Source organism: Brevundimonas poindexterae (assembly GCF_020524625.1).
GTDB lineage: Bacteria > Pseudomonadota > Alphaproteobacteria > Caulobacterales > Caulobacteraceae > Brevundimonas > Brevundimonas poindexterae_A.
Map to the genome: position 1 here is coordinate 971464 of NZ_JAIVLL010000001.1, position 18567 is coordinate 990030.

General features: G+C 61.4%; 13 protein-coding genes. 6 read left to right on the forward strand and 7 right to left on the reverse strand.

Going from position 1 to position 18567, the window contains the following annotated elements; all coding sequences use genetic code 11:
* Positions 1–25: 25 nt before the first annotated feature.
* The 5 genes from LC068_RS05085 to LC068_RS05105 all read right to left on the reverse strand — a co-directional run bounded on the left by LC068_RS05085 (position 26) and on the right by LC068_RS05105 (position 8035).
* Positions 26–988: a glycosyltransferase gene (locus tag LC068_RS05085; RefSeq protein WP_404825186.1), complete on the reverse strand. Its 963-nt coding sequence runs from the start codon at positions 986–988 to the stop codon at positions 26–28.
* 336 nt (positions 989–1324) lie between these two features.
* Complete coding sequence (locus tag LC068_RS05090) at positions 1325–2689, reverse strand: hypothetical protein (protein ID WP_226635056.1); 1365 nt, start codon at positions 2687–2689, stop codon at positions 1325–1327.
* A complete protein-coding gene (locus LC068_RS05095; protein ID WP_226635057.1) occupies positions 2686–4743 on the reverse strand; it encodes an acyltransferase family protein in 2058 nt (685 codons plus the stop codon). The genes LC068_RS05090 and LC068_RS05095 overlap by 4 nt, the downstream gene beginning before the upstream one ends.
* A gap of 67 nt (positions 4744–4810) precedes the next feature.
* Complete coding sequence (locus LC068_RS05100; RefSeq protein ID WP_264182112.1) at positions 4811–6088, reverse strand: nucleotide sugar dehydrogenase; 1278 nt, start codon at positions 6086–6088, stop codon at positions 4811–4813.
* A gap of 18 nt (positions 6089–6106) precedes the next feature.
* Positions 6107–8035 carry a nucleoside-diphosphate sugar epimerase/dehydratase gene (locus LC068_RS05105; protein ID WP_226635061.1) on the reverse strand — a complete coding sequence of 643 codons (1929 nt, stop codon included), beginning with the start codon at positions 8033–8035 and terminating at the stop codon, positions 6107–6109.
* 274 nt (positions 8036–8309) lie between these two features.
* Between LC068_RS05105 and LC068_RS05110 the strand changes: the two genes are divergently transcribed.
* From LC068_RS05110 to LC068_RS05135, 6 genes are all read left to right on the forward strand, one after another.
* On the forward strand, positions 8310–8993 hold the full coding sequence (locus LC068_RS05110) for a polysaccharide biosynthesis/export family protein (protein ID WP_226635063.1): 684 nt from the start codon (positions 8310–8312) through the stop codon (positions 8991–8993).
* Between the two features lie 171 nt (positions 8994–9164).
* Entirely contained in the window at positions 9165–10037 is an 873-nt protein-coding gene (locus LC068_RS05115) for a M48 family metallopeptidase (protein ID WP_226635065.1), read from the forward strand.
* 160 nt (positions 10038–10197) lie between these two features.
* A complete protein-coding gene (locus tag LC068_RS05120) occupies positions 10198–12435 on the forward strand; it encodes a GumC family protein (protein ID WP_226635067.1) in 2238 nt (745 codons plus the stop codon).
* Positions 12435–13709: a tetratricopeptide repeat protein gene (locus LC068_RS05125; protein WP_226635069.1), complete on the forward strand. Its 1275-nt coding sequence runs from the start codon at positions 12435–12437 to the stop codon at positions 13707–13709. Before LC068_RS05120 ends, LC068_RS05125 begins: the two co-directional genes overlap by 1 nt.
* A gap of 149 nt (positions 13710–13858) precedes the next feature.
* Positions 13859–14089 carry a hypothetical protein gene (locus tag LC068_RS05130; protein ID WP_226635071.1) on the forward strand — a complete coding sequence of 77 codons (231 nt, stop codon included), beginning with the start codon at positions 13859–13861 and terminating at the stop codon, positions 14087–14089.
* Between the two features lie 75 nt (positions 14090–14164).
* Positions 14165–15514: an O-antigen ligase family protein gene (locus LC068_RS05135; protein WP_226635073.1), complete on the forward strand. Its 1350-nt coding sequence runs from the start codon at positions 14165–14167 to the stop codon at positions 15512–15514.
* 234 nt (positions 15515–15748) lie between these two features.
* Here the strand turns inward: LC068_RS05135 and cysN are convergent, their stop codons facing one another.
* Together cysN and cysD are read right to left on the reverse strand one after the other, a co-directional pair.
* Positions 15749–17665: a sulfate adenylyltransferase subunit CysN gene (gene cysN, locus LC068_RS05140; protein ID WP_226635076.1), complete on the reverse strand. Its 1917-nt coding sequence runs from the start codon at positions 17663–17665 to the stop codon at positions 15749–15751.
* Entirely contained in the window at positions 17665–18564 is a 900-nt protein-coding gene (gene cysD / locus LC068_RS05145; protein WP_319002475.1) for a sulfate adenylyltransferase subunit CysD, read from the reverse strand. The genes cysN and cysD overlap by 1 nt, the downstream gene beginning before the upstream one ends.
* Positions 18565–18567 lie beyond the last annotated feature (3 nt).

Below are 18567 nucleotides of genomic sequence, written 5' to 3' on the forward strand. Positions count from 1 at the left end.
CACACCATGCTATTCACTGCCCCTCTCAGAGCCCCCTCCGTTCCCTCGAACGGCCACGATAATCTTCGATGAGAGCCTTAATCGCCCCCATCATGCCACGGGCCTGCGCCTGGCGATCAAACTTGGCGGCAAAAGCACCGCGCGACGCCGCCCGCATATCCTCCAGAGCTTGAGGGGTGTCGCTAAGGTGCGTCAATTTTTGAGCCAGCTCATCACCCGATGCATAGCTGAAGCCGGCCTTGGTTTCCTGCAGGATGTCGACCAGGCACCCCCGATCGAGCGAAGTGGCCACGGCAAGACCACCGCTCATGTACTCCGTCGATTTGTTAGGCAGGTTTTCGATGTAATTCCTGATGGGCAGATAGGGAGCCAAGCCAATGTGCGAGCGCTCCATAGCGGTCTGCAATTCCTTCGCAGGGGCCCAGCCCAGGTAGTGACTGTTGGGGCAAGCCGCGCAGTGCTCGGAAATCTGCTGTTCCAGCGCCCCGTGGCCAAAGAAGTAGAACCGGTGCCGCGAGCTGGAAGCCTCGAGTTGACGAGCGGCTTCGAAAATCGGCTTGAAGTCAAAGCTCTTCGATAGCGTCCCGAAGAATACGACGTTGATGTCTTCGGACAGGAACAGGCCTTTGGCGTCCCATTTACCGTGGGCCTCGGACAGCTCTGCCTGCGTTAACGCAACGGGTTCGTAGGCAATAGGAAAGGTCCGATCGTGCTCGCTGCGGATCCTTCCGGCACCTCTGCACCCCCATTCCACAAATCCATCAGTATTACCCCAAATCGCACTTGCCCCCGCGAGAGCCCGATTGACCCGTCGCCGCATACCCGATGCGGCGAGATCGGCCGCCGGTCGGAAGAGGGGCGGAGCCATGTCGACAAAAACGTCCGGATGCAAATCGCGGACGTCGATGATGACCGGAATGGCATGCTCGGCACCAAACCTGACGGACTCCAGCGCCAGGTCGACCGACGGCATGGACGCGATAATCACATCGGGTCGCTTTGATCGCTCCCGCGCAACCCTGGCGAAGTCCCTGGCGACCTTGGCGTCGCTCCGCAGTCGCTTCAGCGACTTGGAACTGGAGTACCCCTGATTTTCCAGGTACTGAACCCGATACCCCTTCCTAACAGTTAGCCGACTGGTCCCATGCCCCCGGACTGAGCTGCCATAATGATCAAAATCGCTGGTCCACCACTCAACTTCCCACCCTGCCTCAGCGAAGGCAGCCGCCATCAATCCCGTTCGCATGGGGCGCCGCCTCCCCCCATCATCGTGAGGGGTCGGCTCGGCACGCTGGGTCAGCCAGATTGAAACACTCCTGTCCATTCAGATCGCCACCGGTCGCGGTCGGACCGACCTTTCAGGAACTGATTGCCGTCGACGGAGCATAGAGATCACATAGCTGGCTCCCAGATACAGGGAAAGAAGCCGCGTGAACCCGTTGCTCAAAGGATTAACGGCATCCAGAAGGGCGTCGACGGACGTGCTCAGGAGGATAACCGATAGGCCGATGAACAGCCAGTTTTCCATCGTCACCCCCATGATCTTCCAGAACAAAGATATGATGAACCGCAATATGAACACGTAATAAAATATCGCCAGTCCGGCGCCCGGGAAGAAAAATAGCGATCCCAGCATAGACGGCGACGCGCCCACACGGTCCTTGTAGAAGTCAGCCAGAACGAAAAAATTCATGCGGGCAATCGACCCCATCTCCGGACGTTCCACGGACAGTCCAAACAACGAGCCTATCCGGAACCACATAACCGAAGTCACCTCGCGAATGGCTTCGCCCGCCAAGCCAAAGTTGAAGAAGTTCTCACTGACGTGCGTTGATAAGCTATACATATGAAAACTGTAACGCTGAAGAAAGGCCTGGAAAAAGGCGTCTCCATCGCTCATAATTTGTAGCGTTTCTTCAACACCGATCTTGTTTGATTTTCCGACGAAAAATATCAGGGCCACCAACAATGGTGCCGCTATGAGACTTAACTTCCCACTGAGCGAACCCGTAAATTTCATGCTGCGTCTGAAACTATAGGTCGCGCCGACGTAGGCGCAGAGCGCAATGATGATGTCAAAAGAACTCTGTACATTTACTCCAAAAGCTAGCGCTATAATAAGCAATACGAAGGCTCGAAATTTCACTTCAAAGCCTTCCTTTATCATTCTGTAATGAACAATTATCGATGTACCCATAACCGTCTTGCCAAGGACAAGTAGATATCCAAGAATTCCAACTTCAGACAGGGCGTCGCCAGTCTGCCTAAAACCGGACCCCAGCGTCAATGAAGACCACGCGCTGATCGCGAGGAACGACATTGCGAGGATCAATGTCGGACGCGGCGCAAATAGTAGGCCAGTAACCCCAACGGGGACGAGCCTAAGCTTGGCTCGTGGCGCCAACTGCGCAATCCAAAATATCAACCCAGATAAGAAAACATAAAGAATACCCCATGTATATTCAGGCCGAGGCCGAAAAACGTACTCGAGCGGATTTCCGAATAACTGGAAAAGCACGTAAGGTACGAAATAAAAAAGACAGCAGTAGGTCACGAACAACCTGAGTTCGAAGCGTCTCTGAAGCGAGGGCGGACGCAATAACAGTGCAGGACGTAAGTGGGACTGGTCCGCCGCATAAATGCTTGCACTGGTCGCCGCTGCCGATAACTCGCGCTTGGACCTGCTCATGGCCTCACCGCGCTCCTTCCTGCGATGGCTACTTTGGGGAGTGGCATAGCGTTCTCGGACGCCCCCGACAATGCCCCCTCAAGGACGATCATAGCCAAAGGTTCCAGCAAGCTCGCGCCGACCAAGGATAGATGATCGTCATCAAAATAGTAGGATCTGCCTGGAGTTCCTACAGGACATACGGATTCTAAACAGATGAAATCAGACACGTCGTAGTAAGAGATGTTGCGGTGCCTACGTTGCGACCTCGCGATTATAACATCAGCCGACTGTGTTTGTTGTAAATAATCAGTCCTTGAAATCGAACGATCAAGAATCGCATCTCGACCGTCACGGACCGCTGAGTAATAGATCGACTCCGGGGACTGGCGCTGCCGCGGCACCTGGCGTATAATATGCAACTCAATCCCACGGTCTAAGGCGTATTCAGCCGTCAGGTCGAGCGCATTTTCAAAGATGCGGCGATTGGCTTGCAGCGAGACAGCTGGCGAACCGTCGGCCTGCGAAAGAAGTTGTAACTTGCTCAGAGGCGCTGACGCCAGCTCGCCATCGCCGAGGTAAAGGTCCCAACGACCGACCAGAATGATTGTTTTTATCCCCAAGCGTTCTGCATCCGCATAAGCCCGCTTTACCAACGCTTGGCAGTTCCGGATTGTCTGGTCTCGACGGTCTGGGCGCAACCCCAGCAGAGGCGGGCATCCGGAGTATCCGACGAACAGACCGGATCGACCGAGCTTGCTCGCTGCATCGTCGAAGGCTGGCTTGAGGGATAGACCATGGCTATCGCCAATCAGCAGAAAGTCGGGCGGCGCGTTGGAGCCCCCCACGGGACAAAGATAGGCGTCGAGCTCTTCCGAGTTGGCTATGTCGAAGCAATTGTCATCCGGCTTGAGGCGGGCGAAACTCTCGTACACTGTAGGAGGTACACTGAACGGCAGGCGCACCCCCCCCAGGGACACGAGAGCCCCGTACGCGACCATTGCAATTCCCCCCACGGCCGCGAACGCATAAACCACGTTGCGGCTATATCCCCCGGCAGCAGCCGTCTTCCGGAAAGGGGCTTCGACATACCTCCAGCTAAGCCAGGCTAGCGGGACGCTCAGTATGACAGCCCCCATCATGCCAGCCGCAGTAACGTCCGGCCCACTGTGGATACGATAAAGCGCCAGCAGTGGCTGGTGCCATAGGTAAAGCGAGTAGCTGATGAGACCAACGGCCACCAAGGGGCTTGTTGCCAATAACTTTCCTGGATAGCGATCGCTACTTGCACACATAATGACGGCCGCCGCCCCCAGCACAGGCATGAGAGCATACATCGACGGGAACGGAGTAGCCTCAGAAAATAGGTAGACGGAAATCCCTATGGCGGCCAGTCCCAGCCAAGCGACAACATCACGAAGGCGTGGCGAGATTTGAGGAGCGCCTAATAAAGCTGCTATCGAGCCCGCCATAAGCTCCCATACACGGCTGGGAAGCAGGTAAAAATTGGCCGTGGGGGCCGACACAGACATTACTTGACTGAGTAGTAGACTGGCGAAAGATACTAGGGCCATAGCCATGACGAGGAAACCAGTGCGTCGGTTCGATTTCCACAAAATAAACAGCAAAAACGGAAAGACGATATAGAACTGCTCTTCTACTGCAAGACTCCATGTGTGCAGAAGAGGCTTTTCCTCTGCTGAGGCTTCAAAATAACCACTTTCAAGCCAAAAGAGAACATTAGACGCGAACAAAGAGAGGCCAACGAGGCTCTGGCCGTAGTCAACGAACTGATCGGGTGTCATGAGCGCGTAAGCACCTACCGACGTCGTGATCGCTACAGCGAATAGCGCCGGCAGAATTCGCCGAGCCCTGCGCTCATAGAAGTTTGCGATCGAGAAGCGTTTTTCGCGCAGGTCGTTCAGGAGGATACCAGTTATCAAATAACCGGAGATCACAAAGAATATGTCGACCCCAACATAGCCGCCACCAAAGCCCGCGACTTGTGCATGAAACAATAGCACCGGCAGTACAGCGACTGCGCGAAGGCCGTCGATATCGCGGCGGTGCTTCATGCCCGCCCGACCTGTACGTCACATGTTGGACCGCCCGGCGCAAGCTGGGCCATCGGCGCGCCCGTCATTACAAACGCCCGTCTGCCGCACCGACCGGCAGCGTCCATTTGACGTCGTATACGGCGCTACGACCAGCCTTGCCCAAGGCAGCAATCCCCGACTGGCCCATTTCCATAAACTGGCTATGCGCAACGGCGATGATAATGGTGTCGTAGACCCCTGCTTCCAAAGTCTCGACAGGGGCCTGGCCGTAGATGTCGGCAACTTCATCTGCCGATGCCCAGGGATCATGGATATCCACGGCGATGTTCAAATCGCTCAGCCCCTCGACAACGTCGATCACGCGCGAATTGCGAAGATCAGGGCAGTTTTCTTTGAACGTTAGCCCCAACACCAAAGCTCGAGCCCCAACCGGATTGATCCTCTTTCGAATCATGAGCTTGAGGACTTCATCAGCCACGTGGCGACCCATGCCATCATTGATGCGGCGGCCCGATAGGATGACTTGCGGATTGTAGCCGGCGGCTTCAGCCTTGTGGGTCAAATAATAGGGATCGACGCCAATGCAGTGCCCCCCCACCAAACCCGGACGGAACGGGAGAAAATTCCACTTTGTGCCCGCAGCTTCGAGCACCGCCTGGGTATCGATACCGAGGCGGTTGAAGATGATGGCCAACTCGTTGACCAGGGCGATATTCAGATCGCGCTGGGTATTCTCAATGACCTTCGCGGCCTCGGCGACCTTGATCGAAGAGGCCTTGTGCGTACCCGCCGTGACTACCGCGCGGTAAAGGCTGTCTACGAAGTCGGCGACCTCAGGCGTCGACCCGGACGTGACCTTCATGATGGTGGCCAGGCGATGTTGGCGATCACCGGGGTTGGCCCGCTCGGGGCTGTAGCCGGCGAAGAAATCCACGTTGAACGTGAGGCCCGAGATCCGCTCAAGCACCGGCACGCAGTCTTCCTCAGTCGCGCCCGGATAGACGGTCGATTCATAGATGACCACGTCGCCGCGCTTCAGGACCTTGCCGATCATCTCGCTGGCGCGAAGCAGCGCGGTCAGATCCGGTCGCTTGCTGTCGTCAATCGGCGTGGGCACGGTGACCACATAGACATTGCAGTCTGCCAGGCTGGCGGCGCCGCTTGAGAAGGACAGCTGGGTGGCCGCCTCCAATTCGTGGGGGTCAACCTCCAGTGTGCGATCCTGACCGCCCTGGAGTTCCTCAACGCGGCCTCTGCTGATGTCAAAGCCAACGGTCGGCCATCGACACCCAAATGCCACAGCAAGCGGCAGGCCAACATAGCCTAGCCCAAGCACGCCAATCCTAACCGACTCCAAGTTCATCACGAACTGCTCGCTTCTCTAGATATCGTGATGAGGCGAGGCTACGGCCTCATCCCGGCGAATGGTTCTGATGGTCTCCGCCACCAGCATCGTAACCTCGTGGCCGCACCCGCCTAGGGCCGCGGAGACCAGTGTTTGCAGACGTGCCGTATCGAGGCGACCGGCCCCCGCCCGCCCCATGACCTCAAGTATGCCATCGACGCAGGGACAAGGGTCTTCGCCCTCGTCAGAGAGGATTTCGGCGATCTTCTCGCCTTGCTTCAGGCCCGTGTACTCGATCTTGATGTCGACGTCCGGCACTTTACCGCTGAGCTCGATCATCTGGCGGGCTAGGTCGGCGATGCGGACGGGTTCGCCCATCTCCAGCAGAAATTTCGACGGTCCCTCATCGGGGCGAGCAGCCTTTACGGCCGTGCTGTGCAGAACTAGCTGGACGGCCTCGGGGATAGTCATGAAATAGCGGTTCACGTCGGGATGGGTCACAGTGACCGGTCCGCCCCGGGCGATCTGGTCGCGGAAGATCGGCACCACCGACCCTGCCGAGCCCAGCACATTGCCAAAGCGCACGGCCGACAGGCGCGTGTCGCTGTCGGGCACCAGCTCCAGCAAGGTCTCGGCGATCCGCTTGGTCGCGCCCATGACATTAGACGGGTCAACGGCCTTGTCGGTCGAGATCAGGACGAACTGCGCCGCCTTGGCCCCAGTCGCGGCGCGGATCACATTCCAGGTGCCCTGAACATTGGTCAGCACACCCTCGGCCGGGTTGTTCTCGACCAGGGCGACGTGTTTCAGGGCAGCGGCATGGAAGACGATGTCGGGGCATTCCTGATCGAATATCTCACGGATGCGGGCTTCGTCGCGCACATTGGCCAAGACAGCCCGGCGAGTCATGGCGGTTTTCACGCCACCCAGTTCCCGATCAATCTCGAACAACTGGAACTCGGAGTGATCCAGCAGGGTCAGGTGACCGCAGCCGAACTGAACCATCTGGCGCGCGATCTCCGATCCGATACTGCCGCCTGCCCCCGTCACCAGGATACGCTTGCCCCGGATCAGGTCCTCGACCGGGCCCGTCGGTAGGGAGATCGGCTGTCGGGGAAGAAACTCCTCGAGCGGGATTTCGGTAAGCAGGTCGGCTCGAGGACCCGGCGCGCCGACCTCGGTCAGGACGTGGGGCCGCAGGAGGGTATGACCGGCCTTTTTGAGCTCGCCGACGCGCTGGGGCGTCAAGCCAAAGCTGAGGACGGGGTCCTGCAGGAACAGAATGCCGGGCACCGGCTCGTCACGGCGGCGGAGGGAAACCTGCTGGTCCCGCCATGCATCGAGCGACAACATCGCCGGGACGCCCTGGAGCCTCATGCCGACTTCCGCGACGTCAGGGGTTACGATCCCCACGGGCTGATAAGGCTGGTCTGCATCGGCCTGCAAAAGGCGGATCTGGCGGTCGGCATCGGCCAGTGAGCCCACCAGTATGAGCGGCGTCCGGTTGGGCGATACCTTGCGCCACCAGGTGGGCAGAAGGTGATGGACGAGCTCGGACTCCTGCGGCAGACGCCAGAGCAGGCGAACGCCGACGAGGAACAGAACACTCAGGACGGCCGCGAGCGGAATGACCGAGCGGGGCAGTTGCACTCCCCGGTCGACCACGAAGATGACGAGCAGAAAGAAGGCCACCGTCAGGACGACGTTCCGGCCAAGGGCCACAACGTCCCGGACCGAGGCAAACCGCCAAGCGGTCCGCTCGGTCTGAAAGACGGCCTCAACGACCGCGCCAATCAGGGCGTAGAGCGCCGCCCAGCCGATGACGCGGATCGCGTCACCGCCCTCGAACCACCATTCGATGGGAACGGCTCGTCGCAGTTCATAGGCCATCAGGAAGGCGACAAACAGCGCCCCGATGTGGATCAGGTATTTTGCCGCCCAGGCCGTTGTCAGAGATGCGCGCATGCCAGCCTCATACGCCAACCCACTCAGGTTTATGTGACAAATTAACCTACCGAACCTGATTTGTTTGCGCCTCGAAAAAATGCGCCGCCTGCTGGCGGTGTGTTTTCGGGGCGGTGCTCGCGGTCCTGCTGCCCCAGCTTGTCCGACGGGTCCAGAAAAAAATCCGGGGTTTCAGCGGCGATGGTGGCGCAATCGGGGATTGGCGGCTATCAGATGCCGGTCGCATTCTGACACCCGTTCGGCATGCGGTCCGACCACCGGAAAGTTGTTCGCCATGCGCCTTGTTCTGCTGCTGATCTCGATCCTCGCCCTCGGCGCCTGCACCAGCTCCGGGGGACCGAAGGAAGGGTCGATCCCGACCGAGGCGCTCCTCGCGACCTCGGCCGCCGGCGCGACCACCTCGGGCGAATATCGCATCGGGGCGACCGACCTGCTCCGCATCAATGTCTTCCGTGTGCCCGACCTCTCCTTCGAGGAAATCCGGGTGGATGCATCCGGCGTGATCCAGATGCCGTTGATCGGCACCGTCCAAGCCGAGGGTTTGACGCCCGATGAACTCAGCGCATCCCTCGCCACTCGGCTGGGCGCGCAATATCTGCGCAATCCGCAGATCACAGTAACGGTCCTGGAAGCGGCGAGTCAGAAAATCACCGTAGACGGCGCAGTGACCCAGCCAGGCGTCTACGAAATGCAGGGCCGCACGACCCTGCTGCAGGCGGTAGCCATGGCGCGCGGGCCGGTCGCCGGCGCGGACCTAAAGAGTGTCGTGATTTTCCGAACGATCGACGGCCAGCGCCAGTTTGCCGTTTTCGACCTTGCGGCCATCCGTGCCGGCGAAGCACCGGATCCGGTTGTGCTGGGCGACGACGTGATCGTGGTCGATACCTCTTTCCTTAGTGACGTGATCCAACAGGTCGTCCGGGCCGCTCCTTCCCTCTACCTTTTCCGGACCATTTGACGGGATACGGAGGGGCCCATGGGCCTGCCTTCAGTTCAAAAGAGGGCTTGCTGCGCTGCGGTGATCGCTCTCATTGCGAGCGCCTTGAGCGCGTGTGGAACCGACGCCCCCCTCCCGGCCTCTGCCTACGGGGACGTCGTGCTCGACTCACCTTCCGCGCGACTCGCCGCAATGAACACCCTTGATGCGCGGGTGAATTCCGTCGGGTTCAGACTTTCGGCTGCCAACGCCGAGCTTTGTCCGAATACAGGCCCGATCACCGGGATGCTTCTCCATTCTGAGACCCAGTACGCAGATTATCTCAGGCCCTCGGCTCGAGCGGACTGGAATCTCGATGGAAATCTCCCGGGTGTGGCAGCCATTGCACCAGGTAGTCCCGCCGAAGCTGCCGGCCTTAAGGTCGGCGACATTCTGCTGTCCGTTGACGGCGAAAACTTTGCCGCTGGGAACAGCACTGATGCCTCCTTTGAGGGCTTAGCGGCAAACCTTGATCTCCTGGAGGCGGCGCTCTCGGATGGCTCAGCCTCGCTCCTCGTAAGACGGGGCGACGGGGTCGAAACTGTCCGCCTCCAAGCTGTGACGGGCTGTGCCTACCCCTTCCAGCTCGATCCTTCGGACGACTTCTACGCGCGAGCTGACGGAAAGCGCGTCTTCATAAGCTCTGCCATGGCGGCTCTAAGCCCCCTCGACGACGACCTCGCAGTCGTCCTCGGTCACGAGCTCGCCCACAATGTCCTAGACCACCGCGCCTTCTTCGATGAAGTGGGCGTGGCGCGCGACCTACTCGGCAACTGGGGCGTCGCCCCATGGGAGCTTGTAAAGGCCGAGCGGGATGCGGACCGGGTGGGACTCTATCTCCTTGCCCGAGCGGGTTACGATCCCCGGCGAGCTGCGCCGTTTTGGCGAATGCTGTCTGCGCGCCTACCTCACTTGAGGATGGCGCAGTGGGGACACCCCTCGGCTGGCGAGCGGATCTCAGCTGTTGAGCTGATCGCTGACGTGATCGTCGAGCAACAGGCTTCGGGCCGCCCTTTAATCCCCTAAAGCGGCTTACACCCCACAAGGCCGAGCCGCTGCTGGCTGACGCAAATACATCTTCGGCGTCAGTTGGTTGAATTCCAGTCTCGCCCCCCGTGTCGCGATACGGTATCAGCCCTTCAGAAGCGTCGGCGGGGCGGACGCGAAAAGTTTTCAGGATGTGATTATGGCCGAAGGTCGCGGATCGAGCGGGATGATGCAGCCGGACCCGTCTCTGCAAAACCAAGGGTACGATGGCCCGGATGGGTTTGGTGAGCCCGCCGAGCGGGAGGTCGAGCTGGACCTGGCCAAGTACTGGGCGATGCTGATGAAGCATCGCCTGCTGATCGCCGGCGCCGTCCTCGCTGCCCTGGTGATCGGGGTGGTGGTCACTTTGCTTACGCCCCCCACTTATACGGCCGAGGCCACGGTCCAGATCGACCGCGAAACGGCCCGGGTTCTCGACTCAGAAGAAGCCGCCCCCGTCGACCTGCGCTACTCAGTTGAGTTCTTTCAGACGCAGTATGGCCTGATCCGCAGCCGGTCCCTGGCCGAGCGCGTGATCGACAGCATGGGCCTCGCTAACTCCGACGACTTTATCGAACAGATGGGCGGCGAGTTTGAGGCTCGCGAGGGTGAGACCGCAGCCCAGCAAATGGCCCGTCGGCGCGAGATGGTGATCAATCTTATCGCCCGAGGGCTCGACGTCTCTTCCCAGCGCGACTCCCGCCTCGTCGAAATCACCTTCAGCAGCCCCAGCGCCGCCCTGTCGGCTCGCATGGCCAATGCGATCGCCGAGAATTACATCCAGTCCAATCTCGACCGAAAGTTTGACGCCTCCCTGTACGTGCGGGACTTTCTGGAAGACCGGATTGCCGAAACGAAGGCAAAGCTTGAGGAAACGGAGCGCCAGCTGGTCCAGTACGCTGAAGATCAGCAGATCATTCGCCTGGAAGACCCAAGCAACGCCGGCACGGGAGCGCAACGTTCGCTCGCGGCCAATAGTCTTTCCGCTCTCAACGAGGCCCTGTCTCAGGCCCGCGTCGAGCGGATCACGGCAGAGGAACGATGGCGCCAGGCACGCGGTGCGGCTTTGATGTCGATCCCGGAGGTTATAGCGAGCCCTGCCATCCAGGCGATGGTGGCGCAGCGCGTCCAGGTTGAGGCTGAATATCAGCAGAAATCCAGTGTGCTGCAGCCTGACTATCCTGAGATGGTGGAGCTGCAGAACCGCATCGATGAATTGAACGAGCAGATTCGCAGTCTCGCCGTATCCATTCGAGATGGAATCAGAGCCCAGTATGAGATCGCGCTCAACCAGGAGCGCGCCTTGCAAGGCCGGGTCAACGGGCTGAGCAGTGATGTGCTCGACCTCAGTGATCGCAGCGTGCAGTACAACATCTTGCTGCGCGAGCTGGATACGAGCCGCCAGCTCTACGACGGCCTTCTGCAGCGGTATAAGGAGGTTGGCGTCACCGGTGGGGTGACTGCCAACAACGTATCGCTGATCGACCGGGCGATTGCACCGAAGTCGCCGTCCAGCCCGAAGCTGCCCCTTAACCTGGCGCTCTCATTCGTGCTGGGCCTCGGGCTCGGAGTGGTTGCCGCTTTCCTGATTGAGGCTCTCGACGACTCGGTCACTACCCCTATGGACGTCGAGGAGAAGCTCGGTCTGGCCGGACTTGGCGCCATTCCGCTGCTCGACAAGGACAAGGATGCAGCGACAGCCCTCAGGGATGTCCGTTCCCCGTTCTCGGAGGCGTATTATTCGCTGCGGACGGCCCTGCAATTTACGACCTCTCACGGGGCGCCGCGGTCTCTTCTGCTGACCAGCGCGCGTCCTGGTGAGGGCAAGTCGACCACCGCCTTTGCCACGGCACTGAACCTCTCGCGGATTGGCAAGCGCGTACTGCTGGTCGATGGAGATCTGCGCAATCCCTCAATGCACCGCGTGCTCGAAATCGAGAACAGCCAGGGCATGAGCAATTTCCTCTCGGGGTCTGCCGAAATTGCGGGCGTGGTCCGCAAGACACCTTATGCCACGCTCGATTTTATTCCCTGCGGTCCCTTGCCGCCCAACCCGGCGGAGCTCTGGGCCGGCGATCGGGTTCAGGCCCTGCTCGATCAGGCCCTCGCAAGCTACGATCACGTAATCATCGACGGTCCGCCGGTGCTGGGCTTTGCGGATGCACCCATCCTTTCTTCGCAGGTGGAAGGCACCCTCTTTGTTCTTGAGTCGCGCAACACCGGTCGCAGGCAGGCCATTGGCGCCTTGCGCCGCCTGGCTATGGGCCGCGGTCGCGTGCTGGGCGCGGTACTGACCAAGTTCCAGGCCAGCAAGACACGCCACGATGGCTATGACTACAGCTACGACTATGATTATGGGGCGAGGTCAGCGTCCGAGGTCCCCGGACCGAAGGCGTGATGGCGGACGTTGACGACAAGACCGTTCGAACGAAGGCCTCTTCCGGTCCGGGCTGGATCGGAGGCGGCCTCGCAGTTGGCCTGATCTGGTTGGGGTGGCAAATCGCCCTTGTGCCAATGTCCGACCGTGCGCCCAGCGAGCACGCCGTCCGCCTTAACCCCGGGTCGGCTGCAGTGCTTGCGCGGGCCGCAGAGTCTGAATGGCAGGCTGGCCGGATGGACAATGCCGATGCCTTGGCGCGAATGGCGCTGGAACGAGCGCCCTTCACTCTGTCAGCCTTGAGGGTTGTTGGGCTGGTCGAAGGCGAGACGGGCGATCGGGCGCTCGCGGACGAGATCCTGACCCTGGCCGGCAACTGGAGCCTGCGCGACGACAGCTCCCATGGGTGGCTGATCGAGAACCGGCTGCGGCGGGGGGACTATGGCTCAGCTTTCGCCCATGCCGATACCCTGGCTCGCCGGCGAGCAACCTTGCAGCCGCAGATATTCGACCTCTTTGCGACTGCCGTGGAGTCCGACCCACGAGCCTTCCCTTTCCTGGCAGGAGAGCTGGCCGATGATCCGCCGTGGCGGACTGGCTTTTTGCGAAGCCTCTACCGTCGGGAGGGCGGTGTTAGCCTGGCAGCCCAAATTGCAATCTTGATGAAAGATAGCTCCGGGCGCTTCTCAGACGCGGAGCTGCAACAACTCTATCTTGCCCTCTACAGCGGCGGGCAGATCGACGCGCTTCGACAGGTCCGGGACGCGGTAGGTCGGCCCATGCCGCGCAGTGGCCTTGTCGACGGCAGCTTCCGGGAATCCGAGTCGATCCTGCCTTTCGGGTGGAAGCTGGGCGTAGGCGCCGGCTATTCGGTGGCCGCCTTGCCCGACGCTGGCCCCACCTCACAGGGTGCGGAAGAAGGCCCTTCGGGCGCCTTGCGCATTGCGCATAACGGGCAGAGCCGCGATGTGCTGGCAGAGCAGGCCTTGCTTCTCTCTCCCGGCCGCTATCGCCTTAAGGGGCTGTGGCGCTGGGAGCTGGGTCAAAGCGAAATGGTTTTCGCCTGGCAGGTGATCTGTGGGGCCTCCGGACCAGCTGTCGAGGACGTCCGCTTCCGTGCGCCGTCGCAATCAGCCCCAGGGGACGAAGCTTCCTGGCAATCCTTCGATCAGGAGTTCACAGTGCCGGAGACATCGTGTGCGAGCCAAACTATCCGGCTTGTCGGCGAGAACCCGGGGCGCAGGACAAACCTTATTATCTGGTTTGCGCAGCTAGAGATTGCGCCTCTGCCGTAACGGTGCCGATCCGCCACAGGGCTGTGAAGACTCATGATTATCCGCGCCATTGGGGATTTTTCGCTTGCCTCGTGCAACCGGGACGGTCTACAGACATTCTCACAGGAGCGGGGAAACCCGCGTAATGATTTTGTTCAAAGGGGATTTGCATGCGTAAGACCATCGCTGCTGCCTCGGTGGGCCTGCTGCTAATCGCAGGCCAAGCCGTTGCCGCCGGAAACAACAGCGCTGTTGAGCGCGTCGGCGACCGCGTTGGTGCGCGCGCTGAAGCCTCGAGCGAGTTCGCGGGTATTCCGCTGCCCGTCCTGCTGATCGGCACCGCGGTGCTCGTGGGCGTGATCTCGGTGGCTACCGACGACGACGCTCCGACCAGCCCGTAAGAGATTCAGGGCCGCTCAGTTTCGCGTGCGTTGGTGAGCGGTTTAGACCTCAAAAGAATAAGCCAGTGGGATGCCTTGGTCATAGCGACCGGTGTTCTGCTGGCTTTTTCTTTGTTTTTTGGGGGCGCCAGTCGCGAACATGTGGTGCCTCTGGCCGCCATCGAACTGGCATCTCTCCCGGCTCTCGGACTCGGCCTCTACCGGATGGGCAAGACTGGTGTCTGGAGACGCCATCGCCTCCTCCTCTCGATTGCTGGGCTGGCGGCTGTTCTTCCGCTTTTTCAGCTGATCCCCCTTCCCTTTGATATCTGGGCCAGCCTGCCCGGTCGGGACGAAGCGATTGTCGCCCTTGACCTGACAGGCGTTTCGCCCAGCTGGCTGCCTCTGTCGCTTACGCCCGACCTTACATGGCAGGCCTTTCTGGCAATCCTGCCCCCGGTCGCTCTGCTTGTGGCCTCACTGAGCGTGCCCCCTTCGATGCAAGCCCGGCTTATCTGGGCCGTTCTGGCGTTCGTGATCGTTTCCATCCTGCTCGGCGCTCTTCAGATCACGCTCAACAGCCGCGCTGTATATCCTTGGGAGACGACCAATTTCGGGGCGCTGGTGGGGTTTTTCGCCAATCGGAACCATATGGCGACGCTTTGCCTGGTCGCCATTCCTTTTGCCGCCGCGCTTGCCGGCCGGGGGCTCAACAGTCGAGATCCGAAGGCCGCGCTCCGGGTCTGGAGCGGAGGGTTGGTCATTGCGCTGATCCTTGTGTCCCTTGGGGCCATTCAGTCGCGGTTCGGGGTCCTCGCAGCCATCCCTGCCCTCATGGGAGGGCTCTTGATCGGCTGGATTTCATCCGGTCGCACCCGCCCCGGACCTCGGCTTCTGATGCTTTTTCTGGGCGGCGCCGTCGGCGTCGCGGTCGTCGGCTTTTTCGCGCTCGACCCGGTCCTCGACCGGTTCGCCGGCGACTCTGAGTTTGCCGGCCGATTTGATCGATGGCCCGTGGTTGCCCAGGCTGCGGACGACTTTCTGCCTCTGGGATCAGGTATCGGGTCGTTTGATGCTGTCTATCGCTCCTATGAGCCGGTGGAGACCCTGCAAGCCGCCTTTTTTAACCAGGCCCACAATGATTACCTCCAGCTTTGGCTGACCACCGGCTGGCTCGGCATTGGCCTGGTCATAGCCACCTTCGTCTGGTGGGGCCGCAGGGCGTGGGACGCCTGGCGGGCGGGGCCAAGTCTTCAGCGTGATCTACAGCGGGCTGCATCGGTTGCACTGCTGCTCATCGCCGCGCATTCGGCGGCCGACTATCCTCTACGCACCGAAACCATGGCCGTCATCTTCGCCTTGTGCTGCGCAATTCTCGATGGCGCAGCTCGTGCCGGCGCCGACCGGCCATCACGGCGACGGCGCGTAACGGAAACTGTCGCCTAATCAGGGCAGGCCGACGAGGAATCGGCTTTTGGTGGTCCGCAGCACATCTTTCCTGGTTGTCCCGCTTCTGGAGCAGGTGCCGCCTGGACACAATTCAGACCGAAAGCCCCCCTCGTGCCGCAGTTCGTCCGAGACAAGCTGCGCGCAGATTTTAAAGGCCAAACTTCGGGACTTGGAAGCGGTGGGCCGGATTCCTGGCCGCAGCACCGAGCCCGCGTCGATCAAGCCAACGCTTCAGCGGGTCAGCCAGGCGACGATCTGGTCTGCGGCCTCATCCGGTGTGCTCACGGTCGTGTCGATGCGGAGGTCCGGGGCCTCGGGCGCCTCGTACGGACTGTCGATGCCGGTGAAGTTCCGGAGCTGGCCCGCGCGGGCCTTGGCGTAGAGGCCTTTCACGTCGCGCGCCTCGGCGACCTCGAGGGGTGTGTCGACGAACACCTCAAGGAATTCGCCGTCGGCCATCATGGCGCGCACCATGGCGCGCTCGGCCCGGAAGGGGGAGATGAAGGCGGTCAGGACGATCAGGCCGGCATCGGTCATCAGGCGGGCGACCTCGCCCACCCGGCGGATGTTCTCGATGCGATCGGTCTCGGTAAAGCCGAGGTCCTTATTGAGGCCGTGCCGCACATTGTCGCCGTCCAGCAGGAAGGTGTGCAGGCCCAGGCTGAAGAGCTTCTTCTCGACCAGATTGGCGATGGTGGACTTGCCCGAGCCGGACAGACCGGTGAACCAGACGACGCGCGGCCGCTGGCCCTTCTGGACCGCGCGCATGTCCCGCGAGATGTCGAGCGCTTGCCAGTGAACATTCTGGGCCCGGCGCAGGGAGAAGTGCAGCATGCCGCCCGCGACCGTGGCGTGGGTCAGCTTGTCGATCAGGATGAAGCCACCCAGCGTGCGGCTGTCGGCATAGGGTTCGAAGACGATCGGCCGGTCGGTCGTGATCTCGGCCACGCCGATGGCATTCAGCTCCAGCGTGCGGGCCGCCAGATGGTCGAGCGTATTGACGTTGATCTCATACTTGGGCGGCTGGACGGTCACCGAAACCGTGCGCGTGCCCAGCTTCAGCCAGTAAGCCCGGCCGGGGAGCAGCGGCTCCTCGCCCATCCAGACCAGGGTGGCCTCGAACTGGTCGGCGACCTGGGGCGGGTGGGCCGCCGCCGCGATCACATCGCCGCGCGAGCAGTCGATCTCGTCCGCGAGGCACAGGGTGACGGACTGGCCGGCCGCCGCCTGCTCCAGATCGCCGTCGAGGGTCACGATGCGGCTGAGGGTCGAAGTCTTGCCGGACGGCAGGATGCGCACCGGATCGCCGGGGCGCACCACGCCCGAGGCGATCTGGCCCGCAAAACCGCGGAAGTCGAGGTTCGGGCGGTTGACCCACTGGACCGGCATGCGGAACGGCCGCGCCTGATCCGTGTCGGCACCAATGGGCACGCGCTCGAGGTGATCGATAAGGACCGGCCCCGTGAACCAGGGCGTGTTCGGCGAGGGGGCGGTGATGTTGTCGCCCCGGAATCCCGAGATCGGAATGGCCGTGACCTCGCCGATGCCGATGCGGTCGGCGAAGTCCCGATACTCGGCCACGATGCTGCTGAAGACAGTCCGGTCGTAGTCGACCAGATCCATCTTGTTGACCGCCAGCACGATGTTCCGGATGCCCAGCAGGTGCGCCAGATAGCTGTGCCGGCGGGTCTGGGTCAGCACACCCTTCCGCGCATCAATGAGGATGACGGCGAGGTCGGCGGTCGAGGCCCCCGTGACCATATTGCGGGTGTATTGTTCGTGGCCCGGCGTGTCGGCGACGATGAATTTGCGCCTTTCAGTCGCGAAGAAGCGATAGGCGACGTCGATGGTGATGCCCTGCTCGCGCTCGGCGGCGAGACCGTCGACCAGAAGGGCGAAATCCAGTGCTTCGCCCTGGGTGCCCACGCGGCGCGAGTCCGCCTCCAGCGCAGCCAGCTGGTCCTCGAAGATCATCTTCGAGTCGTAGAGCAGGCGACCGATCAGGGTGGACTTGCCGTCGTCGACGCTGCCGCAGGTGATGAAGCGCAGCATGGATTTGTGCCGGTGCTGCTCGAGCCAGGTTTCGATGTCCTGATCGATCAGGGCATCGGGCTGGTAGCCGGGGCCGGAAGAGGTCGGGCCGGGCATCAGAAATAGCCCTCCTGCTTCTTCTTCTCCATGGACCCGTCGCCGGCGTCCTTGTCGATGATCCGCCCCTGCCGCTCGCTGGTGGTGGTCAGCAACATCTCGCGGATGACCTCGGTCAGGGTCGCCGCCTCGCTCTCGACTGCGCCGGTGAGGGGATAGCAGCCGAGCGTCCGGAAGCGGATGGAGCGTTCGACCGGAGCCTCGCCGGGGGCCAGCGGAAAGCGGTCGTCGTCGACCATCAGGATCAGACCGTCGCGGATCACCGTGGGCCGGGGCGCGCTGAAGTACAGCGGCACCACCGGGATGGCGTTCAGCTGGATGTATTGCCAGATGTCGAGCTCGGTCCAGTTGGACAGGGGGAAGACTCGCAGGCTCTCGCCCCTCGCCTTCTGCGCATTGTAGAGCGACCACAGTTCCGGGCGCTGGCGCCTGGGGTCCCAGCCATGGCTGGCGGTGCGGAACGAGAAAATGCGCTCCTTGGCGCGGCTCTTTTCCTCATCGCGACGGGCGCCGCCGAAGGCGACGTCGAAGCCGTGCAGGTCGAGCGCCTGCTTCAGGCCCTCGGTCTTCCACATATCCGTATGCAGGGAGCCGTGATCGAACGGATTGATGCCCCGCGCCTCGGCCTCGGGGTTGCGGTGCACGATCAGCTGTATGCCGCTCTCGTCGGCCATGCGGTCGCGCAGGGCATACATGTCGCGGAACTTCCAGGTCGTGTCGACGTGCAGCAGGGGAAAGGGCGGCGGCGAGGGATAGAAGGCCTTGCGCGCCAGATGGAGCATGACGGCCGAGTCCTTGCCCACCGAATAGAGCATGACGGGCTTGCGCGCCTCGGCCACGACCTCGCGCAGGATGTGCAGGCTCTCGGCCTCCAGCCTCTCGAGGTGGGTCAGGGTCACAGT